General features: G+C 60.3%; 9 protein-coding genes and 1 tRNA gene. 3 read left to right on the top strand and 7 right to left on the bottom strand.

Translation table 11 applies throughout. From position 1 onward, the window contains the following. The first annotated feature begins 240 nt into the window (after positions 1 to 240). The 3 genes from AAEZ05_RS17995 to AAEZ05_RS17985 all read left to right on the top strand — a co-directional run bounded on the left by AAEZ05_RS17995 (position 241) and on the right by AAEZ05_RS17985 (position 3,225). A tRNA-Leu gene (locus tag AAEZ05_RS17995) sits at positions 241 to 327 on the top strand. A 322-nt stretch (positions 328 to 649) separates the two neighbouring features. Continuing rightward, positions 650 to 1,660, top strand: a complete 1,011-nt coding sequence (locus AAEZ05_RS17990; protein ID WP_350648308.1) for an extracellular solute-binding protein — start codon at positions 650 to 652, stop codon at positions 1,658 to 1,660. Then, complete coding sequence (locus AAEZ05_RS17985; protein ID WP_350648306.1) at positions 1,660 to 3,225, top strand: ABC transporter permease; 1,566 nt, start codon at positions 1,660 to 1,662, stop codon at positions 3,223 to 3,225. Before AAEZ05_RS17990 ends, AAEZ05_RS17985 begins: the two co-directional genes overlap by 1 nt. Before the next feature lie 123 nt (positions 3,226 to 3,348). Here the strand turns inward: AAEZ05_RS17985 and AAEZ05_RS17980 are convergent, their stop codons facing one another. The 7 genes from AAEZ05_RS17980 to hfq form a co-directional block, all read right to left on the bottom strand. Then, positions 3,349 to 5,283: a methyl-accepting chemotaxis protein gene (locus AAEZ05_RS17980; protein WP_045061832.1), complete on the bottom strand. Its 1,935-nt coding sequence runs from the start codon at positions 5,281 to 5,283 to the stop codon at positions 3,349 to 3,351. A 149-nt stretch (positions 5,284 to 5,432) separates the two neighbouring features. Next, positions 5,433 to 6,722, bottom strand: a complete 1,290-nt coding sequence (locus AAEZ05_RS17975) for an adenylosuccinate synthase (protein WP_350648304.1) — start codon at positions 6,720 to 6,722, stop codon at positions 5,433 to 5,435. A gap of 54 nt (positions 6,723 to 6,776) precedes the next feature. Then, complete coding sequence (locus AAEZ05_RS17970) at positions 6,777 to 7,964, bottom strand: ATP phosphoribosyltransferase regulatory subunit (protein ID WP_205892007.1); 1,188 nt, start codon at positions 7,962 to 7,964, stop codon at positions 6,777 to 6,779. 316 nt (positions 7,965 to 8,280) lie between these two features. Next, complete coding sequence (gene hflC, locus AAEZ05_RS17965; RefSeq protein ID WP_045061835.1) at positions 8,281 to 9,150, bottom strand: protease modulator HflC; 870 nt, start codon at positions 9,148 to 9,150, stop codon at positions 8,281 to 8,283. Further along, on the bottom strand, positions 9,150 to 10,322 hold the full coding sequence (hflK, locus tag AAEZ05_RS17960) for an FtsH protease activity modulator HflK (protein ID WP_350598108.1): 1,173 nt from the start codon (positions 10,320 to 10,322) through the stop codon (positions 9,150 to 9,152). The genes hflC and hflK overlap by 1 nt, the downstream gene beginning before the upstream one ends. Positions 10,323 to 10,418: 96 nt before the next feature. Beyond that, the gene (gene hflX / locus AAEZ05_RS17955) at positions 10,419 to 11,720 is read right to left on the bottom strand and encodes a ribosome rescue GTPase HflX (protein WP_045061837.1); all 1,302 of its coding nucleotides are present in this window, start codon (positions 11,718 to 11,720) and stop codon (positions 10,419 to 10,421) included. A 12-nt stretch (positions 11,721 to 11,732) separates the two neighbouring features. Next, a complete protein-coding gene (gene hfq / locus AAEZ05_RS17950; RefSeq protein ID WP_007902656.1) occupies positions 11,733 to 11,993 on the bottom strand; it encodes an RNA chaperone Hfq in 261 nt (86 codons plus the stop codon). Positions 11,994 to 12,038: the final 45 nt, after the last annotated feature.

Below are 12,038 nucleotides of genomic sequence, written 5' to 3'. Positions count from 1 at the left end.
AATTGGTAGACACGCCAGCTTCAGGTGCTGGTGACCGCAAGGTCGTGGAAGTTCGAGTCTTCTTCTGGGCACCAATTTCGAGCTTGAGATTAGATCAATTTCAAGACTCGCACAAAAACCCGCGAAAGCGGGTTTTTTGCATTATAAGCTTTTGATTTATTAAAATTAAATCAGGGGTTTACAGATCAAAAAGCTCTCCGTATAGTGCGCCACATCAACAGCGGCAACGCTGAAGATTATGCCCAGATGGTGAAATTGGTAGACACGCCAGCTTCAGGTGCTGGTGACCGCAAGGTCGTGGAAGTTCGAGTCTTCTTCTGGGCACCAATTCAAATTCAAGGTTTCGGCCTTGGATTTCACAAAAACCCGCGAAAGCGGGTTTTTGCGTTTCTGGCTTCAGAAATCTGTATTCGGCATCAATTCCCCTGTAGGAGCTGCCGAAGGCTGCGATCTTTTGATCTTGATTGTTGACTGATCTGAAGTCGCTGAAGATCAAAAGATCGCAGCCTTCGGCAGCTCCTATGGTGGGTTGGCGTGCATTCGCCCTTTTCCCGCACAGGCATTCCCACCCCCGCAAAGCGCACTTGAGAAACAATATCGTTTATAATTGTTTCAAGTTTTTGCAATGCGACAGTGAGGAACCCTGCGAATGATGCTTCGAAATACCCTGCGCCGCGGCCTGACCATCACCCTGCTCGGCCTGGCAATCGCCACTCCCCTCACCCAGGCTGCTGATCCAGTTTCCCTGACACTCTATAACGGTCAACACAAGGAAGTGGGCGACGCCGTCGCCAAGGCCTTCGAAGCCAAGACCGGCATTCACGTCAATGTGCGCAAGGGCAGCAGCAACCAGCTGGCCAGCCAGGTTGTCGAAGAGGGCGAGCGCTCCCCTGCCGACGTGATCTATACCGAAGAATCGCCTCCGCTGAACAAACTCGGGCAACAGGGCGTGCTCGCGCCTACCGATGCAGCCACCCTCGCCGTGCTGCCCAAGGACTATGTTGCCGCGGACGGCACCTGGATCGGCATCACCGCCCGGGTTCGTGTAGTCGCCTACAACCCCAAGCTGATCGACGAAAAAGACCTGCCCAAGTCGGTGATGGAGTTCTCCGACCCGAAATGGCAAGGCAAAGTCGGCTTCGTGCCCACCAGCGGCGCATTCCAGGAACAGGCAGTCGCCATCATCAAGGTGCACGGTATGGACGCCGCCGAAGAATGGCTGACCGGCCTGCGCGCATTCGGCAAGACGTACAGCAACAACATGGTCGCCCTCAAGGCTGTTGAAAACGGCGAAGTCGCTACCGTGCTGGTGAACAACTACTACTGGTTTGCCCTGCAGCGGGAAAAAGGCCAGCTGGACTCCAAACTGCATTACTTCACCGGCGGTGACGTCGGCGGGCTGATCACCGTTTCCAGCGCAGCCGTGCTCAAATCCAGCAAGCATCCCAAGGAAGCCCAGCAGTTGCTGGCCTACATGGCGAGCGAAGAAGGCCAGCGCGTGATCACCCAAACCACCGCCGAGTACCCGCTGCACAAAGGCATGCAATCGGACCGAGGCCTCAAGCCGTTCAGCGAGCTGGAAGCACCGAAAGTCACCCCCGCCGACCTCGGCAATGCCGAAGAGGCACTGGACCTGGAACGTGACGTTGGCTTGAACTGATGAGCGCATCGTTATCCGCCCCCGCCTCGCGCGGGGGTTATGTTCCGCGTCGCAAGCGGCCTTCTATCTGGCTGTTACTGCCCGTTTTGCTACTGGTTGTGCTCAGCCTTCTACCGCTGGTGTATGTCGGCCTCAAAACCTGGCAGGCCGGCTGGGCCGAGGCGCTGCATTTGCTCTGGCGGCCGTATGTGTTCGGCCTGCTGCGCAATACCCTGGCACTGATGGTCGGCGTGACGGTCGCCTGTGGGGTGATCGGGCTGTCGCTGGCCTGGCTGCTGGAACGCAGCAACCTGCCAGGGCGGCGACTATGGGGGGTGATTCTATGCCTGCCATTCGCGGTACCCGCGTTTGTCAGCAGCTTCACCTGGGTATCTCTGAGCGCAAGCTTTGAAGGCCTGGGCGGGGCGATTCTGGTGATGACCCTGTCCAAGTACCCGCTGATCTTCCTGCCCGTCGCTGCCACCTTGCGCAATCTGGACCCGTCCCTGGAAGAGTCCGCCCGCACCCTCGGGCAGAATCGCTGGGGCGTGTTTTTCCGGGTCACGCTGCCGCTCCTATGGCCGTCCTTGCTCGCAGGCTCCCTGCTGATTGCCCTGCACATGCTGGTGGAATTCGGCGCACTGTCGATCATTGGCCTGCAGACTTTCACTACAGCGATCTACCAGCAGTTCGAGCTGGAATTCAGCAACGCCAACGCGGCAATGCTTTCGGCGGTACTGTTGGCGCTGTGCCTGATACTGCTCTGGCTCGAGCTTAAAGTGCGCGGCAAGGGTCGACACGTGCGCACCGGCCAGGGCGCTGCGCGACAGGCTGCACAGGTTCGCCTGGGGCCCTGGGCTGTCGCGGGACAGGCGTACTGCCTGATGCTGGCAATCATCGGCACCGGCATTCCTTTGGGGATGCTGGCGTACTGGCTGGCGGTGGGTTCGTCGGCGGCCTTTCCCGTAGCAGCGATCAGCGAGGCGTTGCTGTCGTCGCTTGCTCTTTCGCTGGGCGGCGCGGCGCTGTGTCTTGTGCTGGCAGTGCCGGTGGGCTTGCTGGTGGTGCGCTACAAGGGCCGGCTGGCGATCTGGGCCGAGCGCCTGCCCTACCTGCTGCATGCGTTGCCAGGCCTGGTGATCGCACTGACGCTCGTTTATTTCGCCCTGCACTACGTACCGGTGCTGTACCAGACTTCGGCATTGCTGCTGATCGCTTATGCGCTGCTGTTTCTACCGCTGGCCCAGGCACCGATCCGCACGGCATTGAACAAGGCTGCGCCGCAGCTGGAAGAGGCGGCTCGCACGCTGGGAGCGTCGTCCTTCAGCGCGTTTTGCCGGGTGACGCTGCCGATCATTTTCCCGGCGCTGGGGGCGGCGTTCGCCCTGGTGTTCCTGGACGCGATGAAGGAGCTGACGGCCACGCTGCTGCTGAGCCCAACCGGGCTCAATACGCTGGCGACCGAGGTGTGGGCGCATACCGCGAATGTGGAATTCGCGGCGGCAGCGCCTTATGCGGCGCTGTTGATTATGGTGTCGGGGTTGCCGGTGTATTTGTTAACTACCCGGATGTATCTCAGCCGCTGAGACTGCTATCGCGGGCTAGCCCGCTCCCACAATGTTCTTCGGTGAACACACAATCTGTGCTCAACAGAAGTCACTGTGGGAGCGGGCTTGCCCGCGATAGCGTCAGACCTGCCAATACAAAACCTAAGCCCTGAACTGCCCCAGGCTCGCCTTCAGCTGTGCCGCCAACCCATCCAGCACCTTGCCGCTGGCAGTGGTCTCGACAACCGCCTGAGCGGCCTTCTCCGCTTGGGCATGAATGGTTTCAACCCGTCCCCGCACCGCCTGCGCGCCTTGCGCCTGGTGCGCCGCCGCCTGCGTTGCCAGGCCGATGGCCGCATGCACCTGTTCGACCGAGGCCTGCACCGACTGCTGCAAACGCGCACTGTCACGCAATACCAGCAAGCCTTCATTGGCCTGGCGCCCAGCCTGGCCAATCGCGGCCACAGCCTCGCGTGCGCCTTGCTGCAAGGCGACGATATGCGCCTGAATGTCACCGGTTGAGCTCTGGGTCTTGCTGGCCAACGCCCGCACCTCATCTGCCACCACCGCAAACCCGCGACCGGTTTCCCCGGCACGGGCCGCCTCGATGGCCGCATTGAGCGCCAACAGGTTGGTTTGCTCGGCGATCCCGTGGATCACCGTCAAAACCACTTCAATCTGCTCGCTCTGCAGCGCCAGGCGCTCGATAACCTTGGCCCCGGTATCCACCTGCCCGGCCAGCGCCTCGATCAGGCTGCCCACTTTTGCCGAGGTCCGGGTGTTCTCATCGGTCGCCGAGCGAATGTCCACCACCTGCTGCAAGGCGGCCTGCATCGCATGACTTTCCGACTGCGCCTCATCGGCCATTTGCGAGAGCGCCCGCAGGCTCTCGGCCACTTCATCGCGCTGCATCCCCGCCGCCGCATCAGCCCCGGCATTGCGCAGGGTCATCGCGCCGATTTCCACGCCAGTGCGCTGAGCCACATCCCCGGCTTCGCGCACGATGGGTTGCAACTTGTCGACGAAGCGGTTGACCGCCGAGGCCATGTCGCCGATTTCATCCTTGCTGCTGATCTGCACGCGCTTGGTCAGGTCGCCCTCACCCGCCGCAAGGTCGTCCATGGCGGCAATCAGCAGCTTCAGACGGTTGACCACACGCCGGCCGAGCACTACCGCCAGTAACAGCAGCACACCAAAGCCAACCACGGCCAGGCTCATGCCTATGCGCCAGCGCAATGTACCCGCGGCCTCCTGCACAGTGGCGGCGGTGTTGGCTTTCATGTCCGAGGCGGTCGATTGCGCCGACTGCAGGCGCGCACGCATGGCCGTGGCGCTGTCGGCAGCGGCGCCCTTGAGGCTGTCGGCGACCAGTTGGTCGCTGCTGCCAATCAACCCCGAGAAGCGCTTGTCGAGGGCCGCCAGGTCGGCTTCAACCGAGGCAGTCGAGACGCCCATCAGGACCTTGCCGATTTCCACCCCATTGGGGTTGATCGAGGCTTCGAGGTAGTAAACCGACGGATCGTTCTTTGCCGCATCCAGCACCTTGTCCAGCGCGCGCTCGCCCTGGCCTTTTTCCAGCAGGGCCTTGTTGATCGGGTTCTCACGGTTCAGATAACGCGTGAGGTGCTGCCCGGTGGCGTCGTCATACACCACAAACAGCACGTTGGGATTGCGCTGCGCCCGGCGGGCGAACTCCGAGAGTGTCGGGACGTCGCTGTCCCACATGGCACGGGGTGCGACCGAGGCCAGCAGCTGAGCCATGTCGTTGGCGGAATCCTTGAGATCCTTTTCCAGGGTCGCACGCAGTTGCGCCTGCTCCTCTTCCAGTTTCGAGGACAAACCCGCCGTGAGGCGCTGACGCGTGCTGGTGGAAAGGTTGTCGAGACTCGACGTGACCTCACGCCCGGCCTGCTCGAGCTCGCCGGACAGCTTTTGACTGTCGGCGCCCAGGCGCACAGCCAAATCAGCTTCCAGCGCAGTCACCGTGCTCCGTGTCAGGGCTACGGCCACCAGTACTTGCACCAAAAGAGCGATACCGAGGGTAACGAACACGGGCCGCAACAAACGGCTTTGTAACAATGAGAGAACGGCTGACACTAGGAATCCCTCTGCTTGACGCCATTAAATTGATGGCATCCCACAAAAGATGCACTTAATGAAGATCACAGCAAAGGTCATGCCGCCGGCTGAGCAGAAACGACAAAGGCCCCAATTAAGGGGCCTTTGTGTTTTACATCAACAGCTTATTAAGCGAACGGGTGACGCAGAACGATGGTTTCGTTGCGGTCCGGACCCGTCGAAATAATGTCGATCGGCGCGCCGATCAGCTCTTCAACACGCTTGATGTAGGCACGGGCGTTAGCTGGCAGCTCTTCAAGGGTTTTGGCACCCACGGTCGACTCGGTCCAGCCCGGCACTTCTTCGTACACAGGCACCAGGCCCACGTAGCTGTCAGCGTCGGTTGGAGCCACGGCCTTGCCTTCTGCATCCTGGTAGCCGACGCAGATATTGATGGTTTGCAGGCCGTCGAGTACGTCCAGCTTGGTCAGGCAGATGCCCGAGATGCTGTTCACATCGATAGCACGACGCAGGATAACGGCGTCGAACCAGCCACAACGACGGGCACGGCCGGTAGTCGCGCCGAACTCGTGGCCTTGTTTGGCCAGGTGCGCACCGACTTCGTCGAACAGCTCAGTCGGGAAAGGACCCGAACCTACGCGAGTGGTGTAGGCCTTGGTGATGCCCAGGATGTAGTCCAGGAACATGGGACCAACACCCGAGCCAGTCGCAACGCCACCAGCGGTGGTGTTGGAGCTGGTCACGTACGGGTAGGTACCGTGGTCGATGTCCAGCAGCGAGCCTTGGGCGCCTTCGAACATGATGTCTTTGCCAGCGCGACGCAGGTCGTGCAGTTCGGCAGTCACGTCCAGCATCAGCGGCTTGAGCAGCTCAGCGTATTCCTTGCACTCGGCCAGGGTCTTGTCGAATTCGATGGCCGGCTCTTTGTAGTAACCCACCAGCATGAAGTTGTGGTAGTCCACCAGTTCACGCAGCTTGTCTTCAAAGCGCGGCATGTTGAGCAGGTCGCCCACACGCAGGCCACGACGCGCGACCTTGTCTTCGTAAGCCGGGCCGATACCGCGACCGGTGGTGCCGATCTTCAGCTCGCCACGGGCTTTTTCACGGGCCTGGTCCAGCGCAACGTGGAAGGACAGGATCAGCGGGCAGGACGGGCTGATACGCAGGCGCTCACGCACCGGTACGCCTTTCTCTTCCAGCTTGGTGATCTCACGCAGCAGGGCGTCCGGTGCAACCACCACGCCGTTGCCGATCAGGCACTGCACGCCTTCGCGCAGCACGCCCGACGGGATCAGGTGCAAGACGGTTTTTTCGCCGTCGATCACCAGGGTGTGACCCGCGTTGTGGCCACCTTGGTAGCGCACTACGGCGGCAGCATGTTCGGTCAGCAGATCAACGATCTTGCCTTTGCCCTCATCACCCCATTGGGTGCCCAGGACTACGACATTCTTACCCATAACACTTGTCCTCTTCGCGCAAACTTGGTGCCGGCCACGGGCCGACAGGAAAACTCAAGAAGCCAGTGGCGATACTTGCCACAGCCCGTTCTGCTGAATCAATTGCCGGTCGCAGTCCGCTTCACGGGCGGCGGCCAAAGGTTGCCCAGGCAACGCCTGAACGACACGCTGACCCTCACTGCGCAACTGGCAAACCTGCTGCCAGAGTGCCGCATCCGTACTGTCAGGCATCCAGATACCGCCAGACGGTAGCTGGATTTCAGCACGCCCCAGGGTCACCAGGGTTTTCAAATCGGTGGAGAAGCCGGTGGCCGGGCGGGCACGACCGAAGTCGGCGCCGATGTCGTCGTAACGACCACCCTGGGCGATGGACTGGCCAACACCCGGCACGAACACGGCAAACACCACACCGGTGTGGTAGTGGTAACCACGCAATTCGCCCAGGTCGAAGTACAGCGGTAATTCCGGGAAGCGTACGGACAGCCGTTCGGCGATTGCCAGCAGGTCGTCCAGCGCAGCCAGTACCGGCGCCGGCGCATGAGCCAGGCGCTCACGGGCCGCTTCCAGCACTTCACGCCCGCCGCACAGGTCGACCAATGCCCGCAGCATGCCCGACAAATCGGCAGGCAAGCCCTCGGTCAAGGTAATGACCTCGTCGATGGCCTTGCGTTGCAGCGCGTCGAACAACTGCTGCTCGACTTCACCGGACAAACCGGCGGCGCGCGCCAGGCCACGGTAAATGCCTACATGCCCCAGGTCCATGTGCACGTCCGGCACATCGGCCAGCTGCAGCATGGCCAGCATCAGGCTAATGACTTCCACGTCGCTGCTCGGGCTACCGTCGCCGTACAGCTCGGCGCCCAGCTGAATCGGGCTGCGCGAGGACGACAAGGCGCGCGGCTGCGCGTGCAGGACGCTGCCGGCATAGCACAGGCGGCTCGGGCCTTCGCGACGCAGGGTGTGCGCGTCGATGCGCGCCACCTGCGGCGTGATGTCGGCACGAAAGCCCATCTGCCGGCCCGACTGTGGGTCGATGACCTTGAAGGTACGCAGATCGAGGTCCTGGCCCGCGCCGGTCAGCAGGGATTCCAGGTACTCGATATGGGGAGTCACGACAAACTCGTAACCCCAGCTCTGGAACAGATCCAACACCTGGCGGCGCGCTACTTCAATGCGCGCTGCCTCCGGTGGCAGTACTTCTTCGATGCCATCTGGCAGCAGCCAGCGGTCTACCGTTGCCATTACGCCATTCCCCTATGATCCGGGCGGCCAGCCGTTGGGCGAGCCTTGAGTGAAGCAGAAAATGGCCGGCTCATGCGCAAATCAGCGCGCATGAACAACAGGGCGAAAAGCCTGCAATCGGCTTCGCCTGCCATTTCCCTCGAAAAACCTGTCGAGTCGTTCAACTCGGGTGCCTGCATAAAAACAGCAATCAAACGTGCAGACGCAAAAAAGCCGGGAATTTCCCGGCTGCCGCATCATACACACGTTTTCCCAAAGGATCACCCCGCCCGAGGCTTTAGCCGCCAGGCGGGGGATGATTCAGGTCAACGCCGTATCAAGGCTTGGCTTTTTCCAGGTAACGGAAGAAGTCGCTGCTTGGGTCGAGGACCATGACGTCGGATTTGTTCGCGAAGCTTTCACGGTAGGCTCGCAGGCTACGATAGAAACCGTAGAACTCCTGGTCCTGGCCGTAGGCCTTGGAGTAGATCGCCGCTGCCTGGGCGTCGCCGTCACCGCGAACCTCTTCAGATTCACGATAGGCCTCAGCCAGCAGCACTCGACGCTGACGATCGGCGTCGGCACGGATGCCTTCAGCCAGTTCGTTACCTTTGGCGCGGTGCTCGCGAGCTTCACGCTCACGCTCCGAACTCATGCGTTCGAATACGCTGCGGTTCACTTCCTTCGGCAGGTCGATGGCCTTGACCCGAACATCGACAACTTCGATGCCCAGCTCTTTTTCGGCCATCTTGTTCAGCGAAGCGGTGATGTCAGACATCAACGCATCACGCTCGCCCGAGACAACCTCGTGCAACGTGCGCTTACCAAACTGGTCACGCAGGCCCGATTCCAGACGACGGGACAGACGCTCGTCAGCGATCTGCTTGAGGCCGGATGTAGCGGTGTAGAAGCGCTCGGCATCTTTCACGCGCCACTTGGCGTAGGCATCGACCATGACGGCTTTCTTTTCCAGCGTCAGGAAACGTTGTGTCGGTGCATCCAGCGTCATCAGGCGCGCGTCGAATTTGCGCACCTGGTTAACGTAAGGCACTTTCACATGCAGGCCCGGCTGAACGTCAGCCTGGACCACGCGACCGAACTGCAGCAACACCGCACGCTCGGTCTGAGCCACGATGTAGAAGCAGTTCCAGGCAGCGATCGCCACGACGACCACGACAATAAGGGCGATCAGCGATTTATTGCTCATCAGCGACTCTCCCTGGTACGTGTCTGCTGTTGCTGCAGATCAGCTGCTGCACGCGCATTCGCTTCATTGCTGGTGGCTGCTGCGCCCGTCACCGGAGCGCTGGTGCTGCGACCACTGTCAATCATCTTGTCCAGCGGCAAGTACAGCAGATTGCTCTGGCCATTCTTGTTACCGGTCACGAGAACCTTGCTGGTATTGCTGAAGACTTCCTGCATGGTGTCCAGGTACAGACGCTCGCGGGTAACTTCAGGTGCCTTGCGATACTCGCTGACCAGTTTGGTGAAGCGATCTGCCTCACCCTTGGCGCGCGAGACGGTTTCGTCGCGGTAGCCGTTGGCATCTTCAAGGATGCGCTGGGCCTGACCACGGGCTTCCGGCACGACACCGTTGGCGTAGGTTTCAGCCTGGTTGCGCGAACGCTGCTCGTCTTCACGGGCACGGATCACATCATCGAAGGCTTCCTGTACTTCACGCGGTGCCGCTGCGCTCTGTACGTTGACCTGGGTGATGGTAATACCGGTGCGATAGGTATCCATGAAGCGTTGCAGGCGCTCCTTGATTTCGCTGGCCATCAACTCACGACCTTCGGTCAGTACCTGGTCCATGGCGGTGGAACCCACCACATGGCGCAAGGCGCTTTCAGTCGCGTGCTGCAGGCTGATTTCCGGCTGATCGACGCTCAGCACGAAGTCCTGCAGGTTGCTGATCCTGTACTGCACGGTCAGCGGCACTTCGACGATGTTCTCGTCTTCAGTCAGCATTTGACCCTGCTTGGTGTAGGCACGCTCACGCGTGACGTTTTCCAGGTACTTGCGATCGATTGGCGGGAAGTAGATGTTCAAGCCCGGGCCAACCGTTTCGTAGTACTTGCCGAAGCGCAGCACCACGGCTTGCTCCTGCTCGTCGACGACATAGACCGCGCTGTACAGCCAGACAGCCGCCAGCACGACGAGGACGACGCCAAGAATGCCGCCGAAGCCTCCACTCTTGCCCGAACCGCCGCCGTCATCACCACGTTTCTTACCACCACCGAACAACCCGTTCAGGCTTTCCTGCAGCTTTCGGAAGGCCTCGTCGAGATCCGGTGGTCCCTTGCGGTCGCCGTTATTGCGGCGCTTGCCACCCCAAGGATCCTGATTATTCGAGTTGCCACCCGGCTCATTCCAAGCCATAGCGCTCTCCATCTGATAAAGCAAAGACGCACCCACGGCGCGCCGACCAATGCTACAGAATGCCTGCGACTGCGGCACAACCGCTTTCTCAGGCTTTTATTGCAAAGTGTGTTGCTCGATGAACTCTGTCGGCACAACGCCTTCACGGCTGACCAGCCGATTGAGCTCCGAGCGCGGCAATCGAACGGCCAGCAAGCTGACCCCTTCTTCGTCGTATTCTTCTTTCTGCACCGCACCGAGGTCGAAAAACTGCGCACGCAGTCGAGCGAATCGTTGCGGCAAGCGCAAGGTACCCACAAACAGCTCACTGCCCAGCAACTCGGCAATGGCTTGCTCCAGCAACTCCAGGCCACTGCCATCACGCGCCGACAACCAGACCCGTAGAGGCTTGCCGTTTTCGTCGCGCTGGATTTGTGGCTCAACGCCTTCAAGCAAATCGAGTTTGTTATAGACCTCGAGGATCGGCAAGTCCTGGGCACCAATCTCGCCCAGCACCACCATCACCTGTTCGATCTGCAACATGCGATCCGGCTCGGCCGCATCGATCACGTGCAACAACAGATCGGAGTTGCTCGACTCTTCGAGGGTAGACCGAAATGCCTCGACAAGCTTGTGTGGCAAGTGGCGAATGAAACCCACAGTGTCGGCCAGGACGATCGGCCCCAGGTCGTCCAGTTCCAGACGGCGCAAGGTCGGGTCCAGGGTGGCAAACAGCTGGTCAGCCGCATACACATCGGATTTCGTCACGTTGTTGAAGAGCGTGGACTTGCCGGCGTTGGTATACCCCACCAGGGAAACGGTAGGGATATCCGCGCGCGTACGGCCACGTCGCGACTGCTCGCGCTGGCTGCGCACTTTTGCCAACCGGCCCTTGATCTGACGCAGGCGAACCCGCAGCAGACGGCGGTCGGTTTCCAGTTGGGTTTCACCCGGGCCACGCATGCCGATACCGCCACCTTGACGTTCAAGGTGAGTCCAGCCACGAACCAGGCGGGTGCTCATGTGGTCAAGCTGGGCCAGTTCTACCTGGAGCTTGCCTTCATGGGTACGGGCGCGCTGGGCGAAAATATCGAGAATCAGACCGGTGCGGTCAATCACGCGACACTCGAAAACTCGTTCGAGGTTACGTTCCTGACTCGGCGTGAGGATGTGATTGAAGATCACCAGGTCTGCCTTCTCGGCATGGACCAGGTCGCGCAGTTCCTCGACCTTGCCACTGCCGATCAGGAATTTGGCGGTTGGCCGATGACGCGGCACGTTAAAAAACGCAACGGTCTCGGCGCCGGCCGAATTAGCCAACTCCTGAAACTCCTGCGGATCTTCGCGCGCCTCAGGGTCCTGTCCATCCAAGTGAACGAGGATCACTCGCTCACCACCACCGTGGCGCTCAAAGAACAAAGGAGACTCCTATCAGGCGTTACCTGGCTCAGCGTCACCCGCTTCGGATTCGGTTGCGCTAGGCAGACGAATTGGACGAACCGGCACCACTGTCGAGATAGCGTGCTTGTAAACCATCTGGCTCACGGTGTTCTTCAGCAGGATAACGAACTGGTCGAAAGACTCGATCGTGCCTTGCAGTTTGATCCCGTTGACCAGGTAGATGGAAACCCCAACTTTCTCTTTACGTAAAGTATTCAGGTAAGGGTCTTGTAGCGAATGCCCTTTTGACATGTGCCGCACTCCTTTAAGGATTCAAAATAAAAATAGGTAAACAGA

It is taken from the genome of Pseudomonas sp. HY13-MNA-CIBAN-0226, from assembly GCF_040310305.1.
Taxonomy (GTDB): Bacteria; Pseudomonadota; Gammaproteobacteria; order Pseudomonadales; family Pseudomonadaceae; genus Aquipseudomonas; species Aquipseudomonas gregormendelii.
This window is presented reverse-complemented; position numbering and strand designations above follow the sequence as displayed.